The organism is Sphingomonas sp. FG14, assembly GCF_057809675.1.
Genome location: NZ_JBMDKK010000011.1, coordinates 113110 through 134583, shown reverse-complemented (window position 1 = coordinate 134583; position 21474 = coordinate 113110). Strand labels below are relative to the sequence as shown.

Genomic DNA, 21474 nt, shown 5'->3' with positions numbered 1-21474 from the left:
GACGGTGAATGGCCAGCATTACCGCGATCCGCGACATGACGGACCCCTGTTCGAAATTCGACGCCAGAGTTCGTTTCTAGGCTTCCCTTGGCCTAGGACGCGCGGCCCGCGGAGCTCCCAGCTTCGCGGGCCGCATTTTTATCGGGCCGGATGATCAGGCCGGATTGTCAGGGCCTGGGCACGCCCTTGTCGGGCCAGCCGGCGCGGCGCTTCTCGGCGGCGACCATCTCCGCCACATCGGCCAGCAGCTTCTTGGCATCATAGACGATGCCGTCCTTCACGGTGTAGCTGACGCCGCCCACCCGTTCCTGCTTCTGCGTCGCCTCGTTCAGGCGCGGGGTGCCGGTGCCGTAGAGCGTCTTGAAGTTCTGGAGCGGATTCTCCTTCACCAGCACGATATCGGCCAGCCGCCCCACGAGCAGCGCGCCGACCGGCGGCTCCGCCACACCCTTGGGCTCGTACAGCGTCAGCGCGCCGTTCCACGTCGCCGCCTGGATCACCTCCAGCGGATCGAAGCCGGCTTCCTGGAGCAATTCCATCTCCTCTGGATAGCCGAAGCCATAGGTCTTGAAGATGAAGCCGGAATCGGTGCCGATCGTCACCCGGCCGCCGATATTCTTGTAATCGTTCACCAGCCGCATGTAGCGTTCGTAGAAGCGCCGCCACTGCACCTCGATCCGCGTCGTCCAGTCGAAGAAATAGGATCCGTGGTTCTCGCGGTTCGACTGGAAATAGTCCCAGAGCTGCGGCGTGGTGTAGCTTTCGTGCCAGTCGGCATTGCGCGCGCGCATCAGGTCGCGCGAGGCGGCATAGATCGTCATCGTCGGATCGAAGGTGACGTTGTTGGCCTTTTGCTCGCGCAGATAGGCCTTCCACTCGTCCGATCCGGGCTCATAGGTCTGGTCCCAGATATCGGCGACCTCGGCGAAGCGATATTGCTCGTCGTTGAAATTATAATCGGTCGAATAATGCTGGACCGCGCCGGTCTTCAGCAGCGATTCCATATGGCCGTAGAAATGGGTGACGGTGCCCAGCCCCATCGCGCCGGCCTTGCGCGCGTCGATGCGCGACAGCCCGGTCTGCGTCAGGTGCGCGGTGGTGCCCAGCCCCAGCTTGCGGGCTTCCTCCACCACACCCTTGAACGCCGCCGGGCTGAAATCGGCGGGCAGCATGATCTTCACGCAATCGACGCCCTGCTTGGCCGCCCATTGCGTCCAGGCGCGCGCCGCCGCCTCGCCGTCGATCGGCTTGCCGCCCCAGCCCGCGCCGTCGCCGGGCCGCTGGCAGGCGAAGATGCGCGGCGCCGCGATCTCGTTGGCGGCCGAACGGCGCTTTTCGCTCAGCGACACTTCCAGCGGCGCCAGCGGCACGCTGCGGACGGAGGTGACGCCATGCGCCAGCCACAGCTTGTAGGAGTAGGACAAGTCCGGCGCCTTGTCGGTGCCGCTGCCATGGGCATGCATGTCGATGAAGCCAGGCATGGCGTACATGCCGGTGGCGTCGAGCTCGTAATCCGCGTCACTCGGCGCACGCCCCGCCTTCAGCGGCAGGCCCGGCGTGCCCGCCGGCCGCATCGCGGTGATGCGGTTATTCTCGACGACGATGTCGATCGGGCCGCGCGGCGGCGATCCGGTGCCGTCGATCACGGTGACGCCGCGGATCACCATCTTGCGGAACGGGCCAAGCCCCTCGCCGGGCCGCCGGGCGGGCGCGGGCACCACGCCCGCGTTCAGCGCCTTGGTCTCGCTCGGCCCCGCCGCGGGCGCGGACTGGCCATGTGCCATCGCCGCCCCCGTAACGAGCGCGGCGGCGGCAACACCGACCAGCCACAAGCCCAAGCCCCTGTTTCGCATCGCTTACCCCCCGATCGCCGAATCCTTGGATCAGAGGGTTACGCGCTCGACCGTCAGGACGCCACCACCGATCGATCGCCCCAGAAGCCGGGCGCGGGCACGACCACCCTGCCCCCTTCCGCGAGCGAGATGCCGCCCGGCAGATCGGATTGCAGCCAGAGCGGCGCATCGACATCGACGAAATCGGCATGCGCCGCGACGCGCAGCGCCGGGGCGATCGACAGCGATGTCGACATCATGCAACCGACCATCACGCCCATGTCGCGCGCGCGCGCCGCCGCCAGCAGGCGCAGCGCCTCGGTCAGGCCGCCGGTCTTGTCGAGCTTGATGTTGACCATGTCGTAGCGATCGGCCAGCCGCTCGACATCGGCGGCGACGTGGCAGGATTCGTCGGCGCAGATCGGCACCAGCGACTTGAAGCCCAGCAGATCGCCGTCCTGGTCGGCAGGCAGCGGCTGTTCGACCATCTTGATGTCGAGTTCCACCAGCGCCGGCTGCAACTGCTCGAGCAGCTCGATCGACCAGCCCTCATTGGCGTCGACCACCAGGCGCGAGCCGGGCAGCGAGGCGCGGACAGCGCGCAGGCACGCCTCCGTATCCTCGCTGTTGGACTTGATCTTGACCAGCTCGATGCCGCGCAGCTCCTTCGCCGCCTCGCCCATCTTCTCAGCCGTGTCGAGGCTGACGGTGAAGGCGGTGTGGATCGCCGGCAGCGGCGCGGAAAGCAGGGCGACCGCGTCGGGCACGCCCAGCGCCGCGTCCAGATCCCACAGCGCGCAATCGACCGCGTTGCGTGCCGCGCCCGCGGGCAGCAGCGTGCCGACCTCCTCGCGCGTCGCGCCCGCGCGCAGCGCGTCGCCCACCGCCTGGATCTGGGCGAGCGCGCTTTCGGCGGTCTCGCCATAACGGGCATTGGGCGAACATTCGCCGCGCCCGATCACGCCATCCTGTTCAAGCGTGATCGAGACGACGTCGATCGCGGTCCGCACCCCGCGCGAGATGCGGAACGGCTTGTTGAGCTGCCAGCGCTCGATCTGGGCGTTCAGGCCGCGAAGCATTGCACGATCCTGTCGACGATCCGGTCGACGCCCATCGCCACCGGGTCCTGCGCGGGCAGGCCCAGCAGGTCCTCCGCCTCGGCGCAGGCGCGCTTGGCGGCTTCGGCGTCCATGCCCCAGGTGTTGAGCGACACGCCCACCGCGACCACGTCCGGATTGGTCAGCCGCGCGGCTTCCAGGTTGCGATCCAGGCAGGTGCGCAGATCGGGGATCGGGTGCCCTTCCAGGAAACGGATGCGCGTGCGGCCCGCCTGGTGGCACAGCACCAGCGCGTCGGCCTGCGATCCGTGGAGCAGGCCCAGCGAGACGCCGGCATAGGAGGGGTGGAACAGCGATCCCTGGCCCTCGATCAGATCCCAGCCGCCATCCTCGCGCGCGGGGGAGATCCATTCGGCGCCGCCCGAGATGAAGTCGGCGACCACCGCGTCGATCGGCACGCCCGCGCCGGCGATGAAGATGCCGGTCTGGCCGGTCGCGCGGAAATCGGCGGCGATCCCGCGCGCCTTCATCTCGCGCTCCAGCGCCAGCGTGGTGTACATCTTGCCGACCGAGCAATCGGTGCCCACCGCCAGCAGGCGCTTGCCCGCGCGCGGCTTGCCGTTGCCAACGGGGATGTTGGCGGGTGGCTCGCGCACGTCGAACAGGCTCAGATTGGCGGCTTCGGCGGCCTCGCGGATCTCCGGGCTCGCGGTCAGGCGCTGGTGCAGGCCCGATGCGACGTTCAGCCCGGCGCGCAGCGCGGAGACCGCGAAGGCGATCGTTTCGGCCGACATGAAGCCGCCCGAATTGGCGAAGCCGATGATCACGGTCTTGGCGCCCTTGGCCACCGCTTCCTCGACGGTCATCTGGGGCAGGCCGATGCTGACGGTGCCGCCCGCGTCGCGCGCTTCGCCCAGGCAGAGTTCGGGCCGCCAGGCGGCGACGCCCCGCGCGGTCTTGACCGAAAGCTCGTCGGTCGCGCTGCCGAGATACAGAAGATATGGATGTGGAATCACTGGAACCTCGCGAACAATGTTTTCTGTTTTGGATGTGGCCATGATCTCGTTCACAATCCAGTCGACGCCAATCCCCAAAGGCGGACAGCAAGTATAGACGTCGGTTATGATCGGGGGTGCCCCCTCGGGGGGTTATGATCGGGGGTGCCCCTCGGGGGTTATGATCGCGCGGCGGGGGATGCGCGCCGCTTCCAGCGCGCCGCGAACGGTCTCCAGGAATTTGCTGGCAAGCTGCGACAGTGGCCGATCCGCCAGATGGATGCCGAACACGTCGAACGCCACCCGGTCGGCCAGCGGGCGATAATCGAGCTCGGGCGTCAGCCGCGCCAGCGCTGTATATTCGTCGACAACGGCATAGCCCGCGCGCCGCTGCACCAGCGCGGCGGCGACGAAATAGGTCTGCACCAGGATGCTCGACGGGCCGAACGCGTCGTCGGTGACGAAGCGGTTGAACAGCGTGCCGACCGATCCGGCATTGACCAGCCGGATCAGGTTGAGATCGCCCATCATGTCGAGCGAGATGCGCTCGGGCGCATCGGGCAGGTCGGCGCGATGATAGAGCACGACCAGCTCGCCCGATCCCAGCTTCACCTCCGCCAGGCGCGGATTGCGCGGCGCGTCGTACGCGACGGCGATATCGCAGTTCCGTTCGTAGAGCGCGCGCGCGATATCCTCGTTATGCAGCGTCTTGATGTCGAACGAGACGTCGGGGTGATCGCGGCGGAAGCTGGCGACGGCGGCGGGCGCGATATCCAGCCCCAGCGAATGGAGCACCGCCAGCCGCAAATGCCCCTCCGCGCCGCGCCGCAGGTTCTTCGCGGTCTCGTGCAGCGATTCGATGCGCATGTGCACGTCGCGCGCGTCGTTGAACAGGATATGCGCCTCGTCGGTCGGGATCAGCCGCCCCTTGACCAGCCGGAACAGCGGAAAGCCCACGCGGCTCTCGGCATGGCGCAGCACCTTGCTGACCGACGGCTGCGAGACTTGCAGCACGCGCGCGGCGCCGCTGACCGAGCCGGCCTGATAAACGGCGTGAAACACCTCGATATGACGGAGATTCATCAGGGCCATCGTGGTTTCCTTATGCATTTCGTCGGGCCGCCGGGCAACCGGAGCATGCTGGACATCAACCGATAGCCTTCGTCTATGGTGCGTGGAATGATCTTCGCTTGTCCGCGCGCGCCGATCGGCGATGCTCGGCGGATAAGAATGATATCAGGGGGAATTGCGGCGTGACGCGATCGAAGCCAGGGAAAGGGTTGCGGGCCGGTCTGCCGGCGATGCTGCTGCTCGCCGCCGCATGGCCGGCGATCGCGGCGCCGGAACGCGGCGAAACAATCGTGATCCGGGGCGGCACCATCTATGACGGATCCTCGGCGACGCCGGTGACCGGCGATGTCGTGATCCGGGGAGACCGCATCGTCAGCGTCGGCCCCGCCGGCAAGGCGCGCGTCCGCGATGCCCGCGTGATCGACGCCACGGGCATGATCGTGGCGCCCGGCTTCATCGACACCCATACCCATTCGGACCGTTTCCTGATGGGCGACACGCCCGAGCTGCGGCTGAACCTGCCCTGGATGATGCAGGGCGTGACGACGATCTTCACCGGATCGGACGGCAACGGCCAGCCCGGCGGCACCGTCGATGTCGGCGGGCTGCTGTCGCATGTCGAGAGCGCCGGCCACGGGCTGAACGTCGCCGCCTATGTCGGCTTCGGCGCGGTGCGGCAGGCGGTGCTGAAATCCGATGCGCGCGCGCCCGACGACGCGGAACTGGCGCGGATGAAGGCGATGGTGGCGAAGGGCATGTGCGAAGGCGCGCTGGGCCTGTCGACCGGCCTGTTCTACGCCCCGCAAAGCTTCGCCAGGACCGAGGAGGTGATCGCCGTCACCCGCGAGGCGGCGGTGCGCGGCGGTTTCTACGACACCCACCAGCGCGACGAATCATCGGACAGCATCGGCCTGCTCAATTCGGTCCAGGAAGTGATCCGGATCGGCCGCGAAACCGGCATCCCCGTCCATTTCTCGCATTTCAAGGCGGCCGGCCCCGGCGTGCACGGCAAGTCGGTCGACATGATCGCCGCCGTCGAGGCGGCGCGCGCCGAAGGCATCAACGTCACCGCCGATCAATATCCCTGGGCCGCCTCGCAGACCAGCCTGGCCGCGCTGCTGGTGCCGCGCTGGTCGGTCGCCGGCGGCATGGACGCGTTCCGCAAGCGGCTCGACGATCCCGCGCTCGCGGCGAAGATCAGGCAGGACATGGCGGCCAGCCTGAAATTGCGCGGCGGCCCCTCCACCATGTTGCTGCCGAGCAAGAACAAGCCCTGGACGGGCAAGCGCCTCGCCGAGATCGCGGGCGAATGGAATGTCGATCCGATCGAGGCGGCGCTGCGCGTCATCCTCGATCCCGACGGCGCCAATTCCGCCATCTCGTTCGGCATGCACAATGACGACATCACCCGGCTGATGAAGCAGCCCTGGGTGATGACCGGATCGGACGGTTCGCAGGGCCATCCGCGCATGTACGCCACTTATCCCGAGAAATACGCGCGCTACGTGCTGGCGGAAAAGGCGATCACGCTGGCGGACTTCATCAATTCCAGCAGCGGCCGCGTCGCCGATACCTTCAGGCTCGACCGGCGCGGCCATCTGCGCGCGGGCAATTTCGCCGATATCGTCGTCTTCGATCCCGCCGCCTATCGCCCCAGGGCTGACTATGTGAACGCCGATCGCCTGAGCGAAGGCGTGCGCACCCTGCTCGTCAACGGCGTGCTCGCGATCGACGGCGGCAAGCCGACCGGCGCCGCCGCCGGCCGCGCGCTGCGCAAGACGCCGCCCGCCGGCACCTGCCCATGACAGGCCGGGCGAGCGCGATCCGGCGCTACTGGTTCGATATTCCTTTGTGGAAGCGCATCCTGGGCGCGCTGATCGTCGGCGTGCTGGTCGGCTGGCTGTGGGGCGAGGGCGCGGCGCAGGTGAAGTGGATCGGCGACCTGTTCGTCCGCCTGATCCGCATGCTCGTGGCGCCGCTCGTCTTCGTCATCATCGTATCGGGCATCTCGGCGCTGGGCGATCCGCGCAAGCTGGGCTCGATCGGCGTCAAGACGCTGGGCCTGTTCCTGCTGCTGACGATGACCGGCGCGGTGATCGGGCTTTCGATCGGCACGCTGATCCAGCCGGGCGCCGGGGTGTCGCTGTCGGGCGCGACCAGCGCGACGATGCAGCAGGCCAGGCCCTTCGCCGAGCAGATGATGTCGATCATCCCGCTCAATCCCATCCGCGCGATCGCCGATGGCGAGATGATGTCGATCATCTTCTTCGCGATCCTGTTCGCGATCGGCATCCTCGTCGCCGGCCCCAGCGGCAAGATCGTCGCCGACGTCTTCCACGGCGCGACGGCGGTGATGCTCAAGCTGGTCGGCATCATCATGGAGGCCGCGCCCTTCGGCGTGTTCGCGCTGATGGCCTCGCTGGTCGGCGCCAGCGGCTTCGGCGCGTTCACCAGCATCTTCTGGCTGGCGCTGTGCGTCATCCTGGGATCGGCGGTGCAGACATTGCTCGTCCATGGCGGGCTCGTCCGGCTGGGCGCATGGCTGCCCGTCCTGCCCTTCTTCAAGGGGTCGTCGGATGCGCTGCTCGTCGGCTTCTCCACCGCCTCCAGCTCCGCCACCCTGCCCGTCGCCATGTCGGTCGCCGAGCATAATCTGGGGATCAAGCCGCCCGTCACCTCCACCGTGCTGCCGCTGGGCGCGACGATGTGCATGGACGGATCGGCGATGTACATGGGCCTGCTCTGCATGTTCGCGGTGCAGAGCTTCGGCATCACCCTGTCGCCCTCGGACTATGCGCTGCTGTTCTTCTCGATCGTCAGCGTCACCATGGGCGTCGCCCCCATCCCCTCCGCCGCGCTGTTCCTGCTGGTCGCGGTGCTGTCGGGCGTGGGCATCAGCCCGGAACAGACCGCGCTGCTCGTCGGCTTCATCCTGCCGATCGATCGCCCGCTCGACATGATCCGCACCATCCCCAACGTCTCCAGCGACCTGGCGGCGGCGACCACCGTCGCGCGCTGGGAGAACGAGATCGACCTCGACATCTATCGCGCCGCGCCCGTCGAATGACGGCGGCCATCATCACGAACGGGAGCCCCGCATGCCAGCCTTGAAATCCCCCCTGATCGCGGCGCTTCTCGCCGGCGCGGCCCTTTCCGCCCCCGCGATCGCCGCGCCCGACGACAGCGCAGCGCGTGTCGATGCGATCTTCGCGCCCTGGTCAGGCGGCGCATCGCCGGGCTGCGCGATCGGCGTGGCGAAGAACGGCAAGCCCATCCTGCAGCGCGCCTATGGCCTGGCCGATCTGGAGCTGGACGTGCGCGCCACCCCCGCCAGCATCTATGAGGCGGGATCGACATCGAAGCAGTTCGCCGCCGCCGCGCTGCTGATGCTGGAACGCGACGGCAAGCTAAGCCTGAACGACGATGTCCGCAAATACATCCCGGAACTGCCCGATTACGGCAAGACCATCCAGCTTCGCCACATGGTCAGCCATATCAGCGGGCTGCGCGACTGGGGCTCGGTCGCGGCGCTGGAGGGCTGGCCGCGCAACAGCCGCACCGCCACCAACGATCATGTGCTGGAGATCGCGCGCCGGCAAAAAGGGCTGAATTTCGAGCCGGGCGACCATTATCTCTACAGCAACACCAACTTCAACCTGATGGCGATCATCGTCCAGCGCGTCAGCGGGCAGACGCTCGCCGAATTCGGGCGCAAGCGCATGTTCGAGCCGCTGGGCATGACGCACACGCAATGGCGCGACGATCACGCCCGGCTCGTCCCCGGCCGCGCCAAGGCCTATGACCGGAACGCCGACGGCTATTATATCGATAACGTGATCGAGGACGCCTATGGCAATGGCGGTCTGCTCACCACCGTCGGCGACCTGCTGATCTGGAACGAGGCGCTCGACCGCAACACGCTGGGCATTTCGGAGAAGCTGGCGACGCGCGCCGTGCTCAACGACGGCAAGCCGATCGCCTATGCCGCCGGCATCGTCCAGCTCGAGCATAACGGGCTTCAGGAAATCGCGCATTCGGGCGCGACCGGCGGCTATCGCGCCTGGGCGGCGCGCTATCCCGCGCAGAAACTGTCGATCGCGCTGCTGTGCAACGCCGGCGAGGTGAACAGCACCGAGATCGGCCACCGCGTCGCGGACATCTTCCTGCCCCCGGCGGCACCGGCCAGGCCCTATGTCGCCAAGGGCCCCTTCCCGTCCGGCCTCTATGCGGAGGTCCGGACGGGCTTTCCCCTGCGCATCGCCGCGACGGCGGACGGCATCACCGCCGACGGCCGCGCGCTCAAGCCCGTCTCGCCGGGCCGGTGGGACGCGCCGGGCGGCGATCTGATCTTCGGCAAGGACGGCAGCCTTTCCCGCCTGACGCGCGAGGGCATCATGGTCGCCTTCCGCAAGGTCGAACCGGTCGCATCGCCGGGCGCCGCCGATTTCACCGGCCGCTTCGCCAGCATCGACAATCCGGTGGAGCTGATCGTCTCCGGCGACGGCAGCGGCATCGCGATCAACCGCCCGGGCTGGCCGCCGCTCAAGCTGACGCCGTCCTACAAGGACGTGTTCGTCAGCGAGATGGGCCTGATCAGCTTCGTCCGCGACGGCGCGGGCAAGGTCACCGGCCTGAAGGTCAGCGACGGCCGGGCGTACAACATGGCGTTCGAGCGCAGCGGGAACTGACCTTCCTTGCCCTTCCCAAGAGAGGGGGAGACTTCAGGATAGCCCGCGATCTTTTTCACCGTTCGGGCTGAGCCTGTCGAAGCCCTTGTCCTTCAACCTTGGTGTCAAGGAAGGACAGGGGTTGGCCTAGGGCCGACTTCGTCCCGACAGGCTCAGCCCGAACGGATGCAGGGGACGGCACGCCGGCCCCGTTCAGGCTCAGCCCGAACGGTGGTGAGGGGCGGTGGAGAGGCGAAACTTACCGCGCCGGCAGCGCCGCCCGGCCCACGCCCAGCGGGTGATCGCGCGTATAGAGATGGACGAACAGCCGCCCGGCGGCGAGGTCCGCGCGGGCGCGGGTGTCGAGGCGGATTTCGGACGCCCCCGCGCTCTGGCCCGCGCGCAGCAGCAGCGCGATCACCGCGCCCGGCTTGCCCTCGTCGCTGCGTTGCAGGGTCAGCGCCACGGGTTCGTCGCGGCCGAGCTTCACGATCCGCGCGTCGAAGCGCAGGTCGGCGGTCAGCGGATCATAGGTGAAGGCGATGTTCGCGGCCGGCGTGGCCGCCGCCTTCTCCGACACCGTCTTCACCGTGAAGCGCGACGCGCCGGGCGCCTTGCCGTTCGCCAGCGCCGGGGTGCTGAACGGCGGCGTGCGCGGATGCACGGCCTGTTCCCAGCCATAGGCGAGATTGAGCAGCCTTTGTTCGTCGAAGGGGCGGCCGAGCAGGTCGAGCCCCACCGGCAACGCGTTGGCGCTCAGCCCCAGCGGGATCGACATGGCCGGCAGGCCGGTTTCCGAACTCATCGCGCAGGTGCCGATGCCGAACGCCTCCGCCCCCCAGAAGAGCGGCGGCTGCATCGCGCTGGGATAGACGAGCACGTCAACCTTCGCCTTTTCCATCGCGTCAAGGATCATCTTGCGCGCCACGTCGCGCTTGGCCAGTGCCTCGGCATAGGCCTTGTCGTCGCGCTTGTCGGTGGTGGCGCGGATCTTCAGTCGGGCGTCGATCGCCTCGTGGGTAAGCCCCTTGCCCGCCATGTCCGCGATCGACTTCACCGGCGCGCCGGGATGCTTCGCCAGATAATCGGCGAAATCGAAGCGGAATTCATGCGCGATCACGCTCGCCGCCTTCAGCACGGGATCGAGATCGGGCAGCGCCACGTCGACCAGTTCCGCGCCCTGCGCCTTCATCGTCTCCAGCGCCTCGTTGGTCTTGTCGCGCATCGCACCGTCGAACAGCTCGGGCGTCAGCAGCGCGCGCAGCACGCCGATGCGCGCGCCCTTCAGCGCACCGGGCCGCAGCCCCGCGACATAGCCGGGCGCGGGCCGCCCGTTCATGATCGCGGTCACCGGATCGGCGGGATCGGCGCCCACCGTCGCGTCCATCATGATCGCAAGGTCGGTCACGCTGCGCGTCATCGGCCCGGCCTCGTCCTGCGTGGAGGAGAGCGGGATCACGCCCGCGCGGCTGGAGAGCCCGGCGGTGCCGCGCATGCCGAACAGATTCTGATAGGCGGCGGGCACGCGGATCGATCCGCAGGTGTCGCTGCCCATGCCGGCCGCCGCGAAGCTGGCGCCGATGCTCGCCCCGGTGCCGCCGCTCGATCCGCCCGGCGATCGGCGCGGATCATAGGGATTGCGCGTTTCGCCGGTGAGCGACGCCACCGTCATCACGCTCATCGCCAGTTCGTGCATCGTCGTCTTGCCCAGGATGATCGCGCCCGCATCGCGCAGCCGCTTCACCTGAAAGGCGTCGTCCTTCACCCGGTAGGTGGCGAGCGCGAGCGTGCCCGCCGATGTCGGCATGCCGGCGGTCGCGTAATTGTCCTTCACCAGCACCGGAATGCCGTGCAGCGGACCGCGCGGCCCCTTTTCGGCGCGCTCGCGGTCGAGCGCCGCCGCTTCCTCCAGCGCGTTCGGGTTCAGCGTCACGATCGAATTGAGCGCCGGTCCGCGATGATCATAGGCGGCGATGCGGTCCAGATAGGCCTGGACGAGCTGGCGCGACGTGACGCGCCGTTCCGTCATCGCCGATTGCAGATCGGGGATCGATGCCTCGAACACCTCGACCCTGGCCGCCCCGCGATCGGCGGCGGCGGTCGCGGCGGGGGCGGCCGCGATCAGCAGCGCGGTCAAAAGCCAACGGGTACGCATCAGGATGTCACCACTTTCTTCTTGGATTTCGTTCAATCGACCCGCCGGAAGCGGAACAGGCCCGCGCGGCGGCGATCATCGCCCAGCGCGAAGCCGCGGCTGTCATTGTCGGGCACGATCTTGAACATCTTGCCGGTGAAGGATCCGTCCGCCGCCTTGGTCAGCGCGATCGTGCGCCGCGCGCCCGGCCCGCCGGGCTTCGGCTCGATCGTCACGGTCAGCTTGTCCTTGCCCTCGGGGGCCAGCGTGTAGAAGACCGGCAGGTCCGGGCTGGCATAGCGCCCCGCCAGCGTCGGTTCGGCCTCGCGGATGGTGGGCAGCCCGCCGAGCAGATCGACGATATCCTCCACCATCTTGTCCGGCCGCGCCGCACCGTTGTTGCACAGCGCATGGATCGCGACCTTGCGGTCGGGCAGCCAGGCGACCGCGTTCTTGAAGCCTTCGCCCGATCCGCCATGCTGCACCCAGCCGCCGTTCAGCATCACCCCGCCGGCATAGATGGCGTCGGGCTGGTTGGCGGGCCGCCCGTCGGTGAGCCTGCCCGGTTCCAGCATGATCTTGCGGATCGCGGGGGTCCAGACCTTGTGGCCGAAATTGAAGTCGTGATCGTAGCGGGCAAGGTCGTTGATCGTGAACACCGCCCCGCCCGCGCCGCCGTAAAGCGGATGGGTGTCGGCCAGGCGAAACCCTTCCCCTTCCGGCACATAGCCATGCGCGGCATTGGCGTCGGCGGACCGCGCGCCGGTCAGCACGAAGGTGCGCTTCATGCCCATCGGCGCGAAGATGTTCGTCTTCATATAGTCGGCGAAGGGCGTGCCGGAGACGCGCTCGACGATTTCGGACAGCAGCAGATAGCCACCGTTGGAATAGCGATATTGCGTGCCGGGGGTGAAGGCGGTGTCGGGCTGCGACATCACCAGTTTCAGCGAGTCCGCGCGGCTCACATCGGTCGCGATCGCATAGCCGGCATAGGTGCCCAGTTCGAGCATGTCGCGCACGCCCGATGTGTGATGGATCAGCATCGCCACCGTCACCGGCACGCGATAGACGGGCATTTCGGGCAGATATTTGCGGATATCGTCGTCCAGCCCCACCTTGCCCGCCACCACGAGCTGCGCGATCGCGAGCACGGTGAACTGCTTGGCGACCGATGCGGTGTAGACCTGCGTATCCGCGTCGAGCGGACGCCTGATCGCGATATCGGCCGCGCCCGCCGCGACGAAGGTCTGGATCTTGCTGTCGCGCAGCACCGCGATCGCGCAGCCCGGCGCGTCCAGCCCCTTGCTATTGCCGATCAGCGCGCGGATCCTGTCCGCCTGCGCGGAGGGTGCCGGCGCCGCCTGCGCCGACGACGCGAGCGCCGCCATCACCAATGCCGTGACAAATCTTGCCATGCCCGCTCCCTCTTTTTCGTGATCCGCGCGCGCCATCCGCCATCATGGCTTTCCCCGGCGGCGCGCGCGGATTAGTCCCGTCCGCAGGGCAGAGCGCCAGAACAAAGACATGGGCAGCCCATAGCCGCAAGCTATGCGCGCAACCGGGGGATCCAATGCACAGCAACCGCCGACACTTCCTGGCCATGGCGGGCATCGCCGCCGCGCTGCCCGTGCTGCCTGCCTGGGCCACCGCCGAAACCGCCACGCTCGCGCCGATGACGGGCGGCGCGAAACCGATTGGGCTGGCCGAACGGCAGGCGCGGATCGCGAAAGCGCAGGCGCTGATGAAGGCGCGGGGGCTTTCCGCCCTGCTGGTGGAGGCGGGATCGTCGCTCGACTATTTCACCGGCATCCGCTGGTGGCGCAGCGAAAGGCTGACCGCCGCCGTGATCCCGGTGGAGGGGGATGTGCTGGTGGTGACGCCCGCGTTCGAGGAACCGTCGATCCGCGAAAGCCTGGCCGTGCCCGGCGATGTCCGCGTCTGGCAGGAGGATGAAAGCCCCTTCGCACTGATCGCGGGCTGGCTGAAGGAACACCGGCTGAGCGCCGGATCGATCGGGATCGAGGAGACGGTGCGCTTCTTCGCGGTCGACGGGCTGCGCAATGCCGCGCCGGACGCGCACATCGTCGACGGATCGGCGGTGGTGCGCGGCTGCCGGATGATCAAGTCCGCCGCCGAGATCGCGCTGATGCAGATCGCCAACGACGTGCAGGTCGCCGCCTTCCGCCACGTCCATCCCCGCATCGTCGCGGGCATGAGCCAGGGCGATATCGACGCGATGGTGATCGCGGCCAGCCGCGCGCTCGGCGGGCAGACCGATGGCGGGCTGGTGCTGATCGGCGAATCCAGCGCCTATCCCCATGGCAGCGACAAGCCGCAGCGCGTGGCCGACGGCACGGTGATCCTGTTCGATGCCGGCGTCTCGGTGCACGGCTATCAGGCCGATATCTCGCGCACCATGGTGTTCGGCGCAGCGACCCGGCGGCAGCGCGCGGTGTTCGAACAGATGCGGCAGGGCCAGGCCGTCGCCTTCGCCGCCGCGCGGATCGGCGCGGAGGCGGGATCGGTCGACGACGCCGTCCGCGCCTATTATGCGACGCTCGGCTATGGCCCCGGCTATAAACTGCCCGGCACCTCGCACCGCACCGGCCACGGCATCGGCATGGACGGGCACGAGCCCGTCAACCTCGTCCATGGCGAGACGACCAGGCTGGCGGCGGGCATGTGCTTTTCCAACGAACCGGGCATCTACATCCCCGGCGCCTTCGGCATCAGGCTGGAGGATTGCTTCCACATGACGCCCGCCGGCCCGCGCTATTTCTCCGGCCCGATTCAATCGATCGACCGGCCGTTCGGGTGAGGGCTGTCACCACACAAGGCATGCCCCCGCCACCGTTCGGGCTGAGCTTGTCGAAGCCCTGCCCTTCCTGAACACGGTGCCGAAGAAAGGACAGGACTTCGACAGGCTCAGTCCAAACGGAATTTGATCGAGCGCCTTATCCTTCCGGAACACCGGATCCCTCACCGCCGCCCGAGAAAATCCAGCTTGCCCACCGGCACGCCCTTCATGCGCAGCAGCGCATAGGCGGTCGTCACATGGAAATAGAAATTGGGCACCGCGAAGCCGAGCACATAGCTGGTTCCGGTAAAGTCGATCGATGCGGTCGGCGTCTTCAGTTCGACATGCGCATCCTCGCGTCCGTCCATCGCGTCCGCCGGCACCGCCTTCAGGAAATCGACGGTCGCCGCGATCCGCGCCTGAAGGTCGTCGAAGCTCACCTCCGTATCAGGCATGGCGACCGGCTCCACCTGGCCGACGCGCACGGCGGTGAAGCGCGCGGTGTCGCTCGCGCGCTGGATCTGCCCGGTCAGCGGCGCCATGTCGGGATAGAGCCGCGCTTCCAGCAGTTCGGCATGGTCGATGCCATTCTCGTCGGCATAAGCGCGCCCCTTCTCCAGGATCGCCGACAGATTCGCGAAGCCGCGGATGAAGACGGCGATGCTGGCGTCGTGAAGCGAAATGGACATGAGGCACCTCGAACCAAATGGGAGTCGGCGTCTTAGAGCCTTTTTCGGAAATGTGCGGAAGAGCAGATTTCCGGAGCCGCACCGGCCCGCTCCCCCACCCGACCTTCCAACGGCAGTATCTTGTGGGGGAGCGGGCGGAACAGGCCAAGGTTCCGGCGATGCGAAGCATCGATGGAATGCCTGTGGAGGGCGGTGCGGCAATGCGCCGAAGGCGCATTTTCAGGCGGGCGTCTTACGCCCGAAAACCCGCCCGCGCGTAATCAATGATTGCCCGCGCGGCGCATCCGTTCAAAAAAGCTGACATCGGCGGGATCTTCCGACTATCGATCGAACAGGGACGCGTAACCAGCCGGCGAATCCCGTGGAGGAGATGTTGATGAAGAAGCACGCCCTGTGGATCGCCTTCGCGATCATCGGCGCCCTTTCGCTGTCGGTGGTCGCGACCAGCCGGGGCGAGACGATCAACGCGCTGTGGATCGTGACGGCGGCGGTGTGCATTTTCCTGGTCGGTTACCGCTATTACGCGCTGTTCATCGCGCGCACGGTGATGCGGCTCGATCCCGCGCGGCCCACGCCGGCCATCCGGCGCGGCGACGGGCTCGATTATGTGCCGACCGACCGGACCGTGCTGTTCGGCCATCATTTCGCAGCGATCGCAGGCGCGGGGCCGCTGGTGGGGCCGGTGCTCGCGGCGCAGATGGGCTATCTGCCCGGCACGCTGTGGATCATCGCGGGCGTGGTGCTGGCGGGCGCGGTGCAGGATTTCATGATCCTGTTCGTCTCGATGCGCCGCGACGGGCGGTCGCTGGGCGAGCTTGTCCGCATGGAGATGGGGCCGGTCGCCGGCACCATCGCGCTGGCCGGCGCCTTCGTCATCATGACGATCCTGCTCGCCGTGCTCGCGCTGATCGTCGTGCGCGCGCTCGCCGAAAGCCCATGGGGCATGTTCACCGTGGCGGTGACGGTGCCGCTCGCCATGGCGATGGGCATCTATACGCGCTGGATACGGCCGGGCCGGATCGGGGAGGTCTCCCTGTTCGGGCTGGTCGGGCTGATCCTGGCGATCGTGGTGGGGCAAAGCGTCGCCCAGTCGCCGGTCTGGGGGCCGTTCTTCACCTTCACCCCCGTCCAGCTCTGCTGGATCCTGATCGGCTATGGCATCGTCGCCTCGATCCTGCCGGTCTGGCTGCTGCTGGCGCCGCGCGACTATCTTTCCACCTTCCTCAAGATCGGCGCGATCGTCGCGCTCGCCATCGGCATCGTCATCATGGCGCCGCCGCTGAAGATGCCCGCGATCACGCAGTTCGCGGGCGGCGGCGGCCCGGTCTGGTCGGGCAGCCTGTTCCCCTTCCTGTTCATCACCATCGCCTGCGGCGCGGTCTCCGGCTTCCACTCGCTGATCTCCAGCGGCACCACGCCCAAGCTGATCGCGAGCGAGGCGCACGCGCCCTTTATCGGCTATGGCGCGATGCTGATGGAGGCGTTCGTGGCGATCATGGCGCTGGTCGGCGCATCGATCCTCGATCCCGGCATCTATTTCGCGATGAACAGCCCGGCCGCCGTGCTCGGCGCCGATGCCGCCAGCGCCGCCGCCGCCGTCACCGCCATGGGCTTCCCGATCGCGCCCGACATGCTGACCCAGGCGGCGAAGGATGTGGGGGAAGCGACGATCATCTCGCGCACCGGCGGCGCGCCGACGCTGGCCGTCGCCATGGCGGAAATCTTCAGCCATGTGCTGGGCGGCCCCGCGATGAAGGCCTTCTGGTATCATTTCGCGATCCTGTTCGAAGCGCTGTTCATCCTCACCGCCGTCGACGCGGGCACGCGCGCGGGCCGCTTCATGCTGCAGGATCTGATCGGCATGGCCGTGCCCTCGTTCAAGGACACCAGCGCCATCGCGCCGGGGCTGATCGCCACCGTGCTGTGCGTCGGCGGCTGGGGCTTCTTCCTGTATCAGGGCGTCACCGATCCGTTGGGCGGGGTCAACACGCTATGGCCGGTCTTCGGCATCTCCAACCAGATGCTGGCGGCGATCGCGCTGATGCTGGCGACGGCGGTGCTGTTCCGCATGAAGCAGGACCGTTATGCCTGGGTGACGATGATCCCCACCGCCTGGCTGCTGATCTGCACGATCACCGCGGGCACGCTCAAGATCTTCTCGGGCGATCCGAAGGTGGGCTTCCTCGCCCATGCCGACATCTTCTCGGCCGCGATCGCGCGCGGAGAGGTGCTGGCGCCCGCCAAGTCGATGGCGCAGATGCAGGCGATCGTGTTCAACGATCGCGTCGATGCGGGGCTGTGCGCCTTCTTCATGTTCGTGGTGGTCTCGATCCTGTTCTTCACGATCCGCACCTGCCTGGCGGCGCGGCGCGATCCCCGGCCGACCGCGCGGGAGATCCCGGCGATCGCGGTGCCCGCCGAATGAGCGGCCTGTTCGCCAAGCTGGCGGAAACGGCGCGGCTGATGGTCGGCCTGCCCAGCTACGACGCCTATCTGCGTCACATGGCGGAGCATCATCCCGAACGCGCGCCGATGGACCGGACGGCGTTCTTCCGAAACCGTCAGGACGCCCGCTATCGCGGCGGCGGCGGGCGCTGCTGCTGACGCTCGATCCCCCACCCCTCCCCAAGGAGTCCGCCCAATGCACCGTGCCATCCGAACCAGCATCGCCTCGCTTCTGCCGCTCGCGCTCGCCTGCGCCGCACCGGCCTTCGCGCAGGCCGCCGCCGCGCCGAAGCCGATCGGCCCCTATTCGCCGCTGCTGACCGCGGGCGACCTCGTCTTCCTGTCCGGCCAGATCGCGATCGATCCCGCCACCGGCAAGCTCGACCCGGCCAAATCGACCGCCGAGCAGACGACGCTGATCCTGTCGAACATCCGCAACCTGCTGAAGACCCAGGGCCTCGATCTCGCCCATGTCGTCCAGTCCCAGGTCTTCCTGACGGACATGGGCGACTTCCAGTCGATGAACGCGGCCTATATCGCGGCGTTCGGCAATGCGCGGCCGACGCGAACCACGGTGGGCGTCAACGCCCTCGCGCTCGGCGCCAAGATCGAGATCACCGTGGTCGCGAGCCGCAAGCGCTAGGAGCCATGGTGACCGAGATCGTCGCCGCCGATATCGGCGGCACCCATGCCCGCTTCGCCATCGCCGAGATCGCCGATGGCCGCGTGACGGCGCTCGGCGAGCCGGCGACGCTCAGGACCGCCGACCATGCCAGCCTGGAGACCGCGTGGGAGCATTTCGCCGCCACGCTCGGGCGCCCGCTGCCGCGCGCGGCGGGCATCGCGATCGCCAGCCCGGTTTCGGGCGAGGTCATCAAGTTCACCAACAATCCCTGGATCATCCGCCCCGCGCTGATCGACGAACGGCTGGGGCTGGACGGCCATGTGCTGGTCAATGACTTCGGCGCGGTCGGCCATGCGGTCGCGCAGCTCGGCGACGCGCATTTCCAGCATCTGTGCGGGCCGGACGCGCCGTTGCCCGCTACGGGCGTGATCAGCATCGTCGGGCCGGGCACGGGCCTGGGCGTCGCGCATGTGCTGCGCCGCGACGGCCGCTATTTCGTGAGCGAGACCGAGGGCGGCCATATCGATTTCGCCCCGCTCGACGCCATCGAGGACGCGATCCTGGCGCGGCTGCGCACGCGCTATCGCCGGGTTTCGGCCGAACGCATCGTCTCCGGACCGGGATTGCCGGAGATATACGCCGCGCTCGCCGCGATCGAGGGCCGCGCGGTCGCGGCGATCGACGACAAGGCATTGTGGACGCTGGCGCTGGAGGGCGGCGACAGCCTGGCGACCGCCGCGCTCGACCGTTTCTGCCAGAGCCTGGGCGCCGTCGCCGGGGATATCGCGCTGGCGCAGGGCGCGGCGGGCGTCGTGATCGCCGGCGGCCTCGGCCTGCGCATCGCCGACCGGCTCGTCCGCTCGGGCTTCGCCGAACGCTTCACCGCGAAGGGCCGGTTCGAGGGGCTGATGGCGGCGATGCCGGTCAGGCTGGTGACGCATCCCCAGCCCGGCTTGTATGGCGCTGCGGCCGCCTATGCGGCGGCGCGGGGCTGACGCTTCCGCAAGATCTCCCCACCCTCGTCATTCCAGCGAAAGCTGGAATCCAGACGATGTTGGTGTCCTGAACAGGCACCGTATGGACCCCAGCTTTCGCTGGGGTGACGGTGGAATAATATGCGAATGCGCTGGAGTTTACTCCATCTCCAGGATGACCGCGTCCACCGCCAGGCTGTCACCCGCCTTGGCGCTGACGCTCTTGACCGTGCCGGTCTTCTCCGCGCGCAGGATGTTCTCCATCTTCATGGCCTCCACCACCGCGAGCGGCTGGCCGGCCTCCACCTTGTCGCCTTCGCCGACATGCAACGCGACGAGCAGGCCGGGCATCGGGCAGAGCAGGAACCTGGACAGGTCGGGCGGCAGCTTGTCGATCATGTGCACGGCATGGCGCGCGACATGGGCGGGCAGCACGCGCAGCATATGGCTCGCTCCCCGCGCTGTCAGCCTTATGCCCGAACGCACCGTTGCGATGCGCACGTCGAGCGGTTCGCCGTCGATCACCGCCTCGATCAGCCGGTCGCCCGGCGTATATTCCAGCTCCAGCTCGATCGGCGCGCCGTCCACGCTCACCTCGTCGCCATCGATCGCGACGTCGTGGATCGTCTCGCCGATGCGGACCTGCCACTCGCTGGGCGGCGCGAGCCGCTTGCCGAGCTGGCCGCTCACGCGCCGCGCACGGTCAGCGCCCGCCATCGCGGCAAAAGCGCCGATCGGCGCGAGCGAACGCAGCAACGCCGCGTCGGCCGGGGCGCCGGTGAAGCCCTCGGGATATTCCTCGGCGATGAAGCCGGTGGTGAGCGCGCCCTCGCGGAAGCGCGGATGCTGCATCAGCGCGGAGAGGAAATCGATATTATGGCCCGGCCCGTCGATCTCGAACCGGTCGAGCGCGGCGATCTGCCGGTCGATCGCCTCGATGCGGGTGTCGCCCCAGGTGATCAGCTTGGCGATCATCGGATCGTAGAAGATCGAGACCTCGCCGCCCTCCGCCACGCCGTCGTCGACGCGGACATTGTCCATGTCCTCGGGCGGATTGTAGCGCACCAGCCGGCCGGTGGAGGGCAGGAAGCCGCGATAGGGGTCCTCGGCATAGACGCGGTTCTCGATCGCCCAGCCGGTCAGCGTCACCTCGTCCTGGGTGAAGCCGAGCGGTTCGCCCGCCGCCACGCGGATCATCTGTTCGACCAGGTCGAGCCCGGTCACGCATTCGGTGACGGGGTGCTCCACCTGCAGCCGGGTGTTCATCTCCAGGAAGTAGAAGCCCTGGCCCGTCGTGTCCGCGCCGGAAACGATCAGCTCGACCGTGCCCGCGCTGAAATAGCCGACGGCGCGCGCCAGCGCGACCGCCTGCTCGCCCATCGCCTTGCGCATCTCGGGCGTGACGAAGGGCGACGGCGCTTCCTCCACCACCTTCTGGTGGCGGCGCTGCACCGAACATTCGCGCTCGCCCAGATAGACGATGTTGCCATGCTGGTCGCCCAGCACCTGGATCTCGATATGGCGCGGGCTCTCGATGAACTTCTCGATGAAGACACGATCGTCGCCGAAGCTCGCCAAGCCCTCGCGCTTCGTCGCCTCGAAGCCCTCGCGGACGTCCTGCTCGCTATAGGCAAGGCGCATGCCCTTGCCGCCGCCGCCGGCCGAGGCCTTCATCATCACCGGATAGCCGATATCGCCCGCGATCTTCACCGCCTCGTCGGTATCCGCGATCTCGCCCAGGAAACCGGGCACGACGTTGACGCCGGCTTCCTTCGCCAGCTTCTTCGATTCGATCTTGTCGCCCATCGCGGCGATCGCGCCCGGGGGCGGGCCGATGAACGCGATGCCGGCATCCGCCAGCGCCTGAGCGAAGCTCGTCCGTTCGGAGAGGATGCCATAGCCCGGATGCACCGCTTCCGCGCCCGTCGCCTTGCACGCCGCGATGATCGCATCGGCCAGCAGATAGCTTTCCGCCGCCGGCGGCGGGCCAAGCCGCACCGCCTCGTCCGCCATCATCACATGCGGGCTGCGCGCATCGGCATCCGAATAGACCGCGACCGTCGCGATGCCCATCTTCTTGGCGGTGCGGATCACCCGGCACGCGATCTCGCCGCGATTGGCGATCAGGATCTTCTTGAACATCAGCTTCGAGCCCCAAAAAAGCCGTTCGGTTCGAGCAGCGTCGGG

At 67.9% G+C, this 21474-nt stretch carries 16 protein-coding genes; 8 read left to right on the top strand and 8 right to left on the bottom strand.

Annotation, left to right across the window (positions count from 1 at the left end):
- Positions 1-167 precede the first annotated feature (167 nt).
- The 4 genes from ACODTA_RS22335 to ACODTA_RS22320 form a co-directional block, all read right to left on the bottom strand.
- Positions 168-1853 (bottom strand): amidohydrolase family protein, encoded by a 1686-nt coding sequence (locus ACODTA_RS22335; protein ID WP_489068758.1) that lies wholly within the window; start codon positions 1851-1853, stop codon positions 168-170.
- Positions 1854-1906: 53 nt separating this feature from the next.
- Positions 1907-2911: an N-acetyl-D-Glu racemase DgcA gene (gene dgcA / locus ACODTA_RS22330; RefSeq protein WP_489068756.1), complete on the bottom strand. Its 1005-nt coding sequence runs from the start codon at positions 2909-2911 to the stop codon at positions 1907-1909.
- Complete coding sequence (gene dgcN / locus ACODTA_RS22325) at positions 2896-3906, bottom strand: N-acetyltransferase DgcN (RefSeq protein ID WP_489068754.1); 1011 nt, start codon at positions 3904-3906, stop codon at positions 2896-2898. Before dgcN ends, dgcA begins: the two co-directional genes overlap by 16 nt.
- A gap of 132 nt (positions 3907-4038) precedes the next feature.
- The gene (locus tag ACODTA_RS22320) at positions 4039-4977 is read right to left on the bottom strand and encodes a LysR family transcriptional regulator (RefSeq protein WP_489068752.1); all 939 of its coding nucleotides are present in this window, start codon (positions 4975-4977) and stop codon (positions 4039-4041) included.
- A 161-nt stretch (positions 4978-5138) separates the two neighbouring features.
- Between ACODTA_RS22320 and ACODTA_RS22315 the strand changes: the two genes are divergently transcribed.
- The 3 genes from ACODTA_RS22315 to ACODTA_RS22305 are packed head-to-tail and all read left to right on the top strand — an operon-like array spanning position 5139 to position 9644.
- Positions 5139-6761 carry an N-acyl-D-amino-acid deacylase family protein gene (locus ACODTA_RS22315; RefSeq protein ID WP_489068750.1) on the top strand — a complete coding sequence of 541 codons (1623 nt, stop codon included), beginning with the start codon at positions 5139-5141 and terminating at the stop codon, positions 6759-6761.
- The gene (locus ACODTA_RS22310) at positions 6758-8023 is read left to right on the top strand and encodes a dicarboxylate/amino acid:cation symporter (protein ID WP_489068748.1); all 1266 of its coding nucleotides are present in this window, start codon (positions 6758-6760) and stop codon (positions 8021-8023) included. Before ACODTA_RS22315 ends, ACODTA_RS22310 begins: the two co-directional genes overlap by 4 nt.
- A gap of 31 nt (positions 8024-8054) precedes the next feature.
- Complete coding sequence (locus ACODTA_RS22305) at positions 8055-9644, top strand: serine hydrolase domain-containing protein (RefSeq protein ID WP_489068746.1); 1590 nt, start codon at positions 8055-8057, stop codon at positions 9642-9644.
- A gap of 238 nt (positions 9645-9882) precedes the next feature.
- On the opposite strand, the gene ACODTA_RS22300 is transcribed toward ACODTA_RS22305, so the two are convergent.
- Positions 9883-11778, bottom strand: a complete 1896-nt coding sequence (locus ACODTA_RS22300; protein ID WP_489068744.1) for an amidase — start codon at positions 11776-11778, stop codon at positions 9883-9885.
- A 32-nt stretch (positions 11779-11810) separates the two neighbouring features.
- Entirely contained in the window at positions 11811-13172 is a 1362-nt protein-coding gene (locus ACODTA_RS22295; protein ID WP_489068742.1) for a serine hydrolase domain-containing protein, read from the bottom strand.
- A 155-nt stretch (positions 13173-13327) separates the two neighbouring features.
- Here ACODTA_RS22295 and ACODTA_RS22290 point away from each other — a divergent pair, with 155 nt between their 5' ends.
- Positions 13328-14575, top strand: coding sequence for a M24 family metallopeptidase (locus ACODTA_RS22290; RefSeq protein WP_489068740.1), 1248 nt, complete (start codon positions 13328-13330; stop codon positions 14573-14575).
- A gap of 161 nt (positions 14576-14736) precedes the next feature.
- On the opposite strand, the gene ACODTA_RS22285 is transcribed toward ACODTA_RS22290, so the two are convergent.
- Positions 14737-15243, bottom strand: a complete 507-nt coding sequence (locus ACODTA_RS22285; RefSeq protein ID WP_489068738.1) for a DUF1993 domain-containing protein — start codon at positions 15241-15243, stop codon at positions 14737-14739.
- Between the two features lie 376 nt (positions 15244-15619).
- On the opposite strand from ACODTA_RS22285, the gene ACODTA_RS22280 reads away from it, so the two are divergent.
- From ACODTA_RS22280 to glk, 4 genes are read left to right on the top strand one after another with little or no spacing between them, the layout of a single operon-like run.
- On the top strand, positions 15620-17668 hold the full coding sequence (locus ACODTA_RS22280) for a carbon starvation CstA family protein (protein WP_489068736.1): 2049 nt from the start codon (positions 15620-15622) through the stop codon (positions 17666-17668).
- A complete protein-coding gene (locus ACODTA_RS22275; protein ID WP_222989228.1) occupies positions 17665-17847 on the top strand; it encodes a YbdD/YjiX family protein in 183 nt (60 codons plus the stop codon). The genes ACODTA_RS22280 and ACODTA_RS22275 overlap by 4 nt, the downstream gene beginning before the upstream one ends.
- 37 nt (positions 17848-17884) lie before the next feature.
- Complete coding sequence (locus ACODTA_RS22270) at positions 17885-18331, top strand: RidA family protein (protein ID WP_489068734.1); 447 nt, start codon at positions 17885-17887, stop codon at positions 18329-18331.
- Between the two features lie 5 nt (positions 18332-18336).
- Positions 18337-19308, top strand: coding sequence for a glucokinase (gene glk, locus ACODTA_RS22265; RefSeq protein WP_489068732.1), 972 nt, complete (start codon positions 18337-18339; stop codon positions 19306-19308).
- Between the two features lie 138 nt (positions 19309-19446).
- On the opposite strand, the gene ACODTA_RS22260 is transcribed toward glk, so the two are convergent.
- Positions 19447-21432 (bottom strand): acetyl-CoA carboxylase biotin carboxylase subunit, encoded by a 1986-nt coding sequence (locus ACODTA_RS22260; protein WP_489068774.1) that lies wholly within the window; start codon positions 21430-21432, stop codon positions 19447-19449.
- Between the last annotated feature and the right edge of the window lie 42 nt (positions 21433-21474).

Bases quoted from the DNA above. Each gene is read 5' to 3' on its own strand.
- ACODTA_RS22335 (WP_489068758.1), bottom strand. From the start codon at position 1,853: ATGCGAAACAGGGGCTTGGGCTTGTGGCTGGTCGGTGTTGCCGCCGCC.
- dgcA (WP_489068756.1), bottom strand. From the start codon at position 2,911: ATGCTTCGCGGCCTGAACGCCCAGATCGAGCGCTGGCAGCTCAACAAG.
- ACODTA_RS22320 (WP_489068752.1), bottom strand. From the start codon at position 4,977: ATGGCCCTGATGAATCTCCGTCATATCGAGGTGTTTCACGCCGTTTAT.
- ACODTA_RS22310 (WP_489068748.1), top strand. From the start codon at position 6,758: ATGACAGGCCGGGCGAGCGCGATCCGGCGCTACTGGTTCGATATTCCT.
- ACODTA_RS22305 (WP_489068746.1), top strand. From the start codon at position 8,055: ATGCCAGCCTTGAAATCCCCCCTGATCGCGGCGCTTCTCGCCGGCGCG.
- ACODTA_RS22300 (WP_489068744.1), bottom strand. From the start codon at position 11,778: ATGCGTACCCGTTGGCTTTTGACCGCGCTGCTGATCGCGGCCGCCCCC.
- ACODTA_RS22295 (WP_489068742.1), bottom strand. From the start codon at position 13,172: ATGGCAAGATTTGTCACGGCATTGGTGATGGCGGCGCTCGCGTCGTCG.
- ACODTA_RS22290 (WP_489068740.1), top strand. From the start codon at position 13,328: ATGCACAGCAACCGCCGACACTTCCTGGCCATGGCGGGCATCGCCGCC.
- ACODTA_RS22285 (WP_489068738.1), bottom strand. From the start codon at position 15,243: ATGTCCATTTCGCTTCACGACGCCAGCATCGCCGTCTTCATCCGCGGC.
- ACODTA_RS22280 (WP_489068736.1), top strand. From the start codon at position 15,620: ATGAAGAAGCACGCCCTGTGGATCGCCTTCGCGATCATCGGCGCCCTT.
- ACODTA_RS22275 (WP_222989228.1), top strand. From the start codon at position 17,665: ATGAGCGGCCTGTTCGCCAAGCTGGCGGAAACGGCGCGGCTGATGGTC.
- ACODTA_RS22270 (WP_489068734.1), top strand. From the start codon at position 17,885: ATGCACCGTGCCATCCGAACCAGCATCGCCTCGCTTCTGCCGCTCGCG.
- glk (WP_489068732.1), top strand. From the start codon at position 18,337: ATGGTGACCGAGATCGTCGCCGCCGATATCGGCGGCACCCATGCCCGC.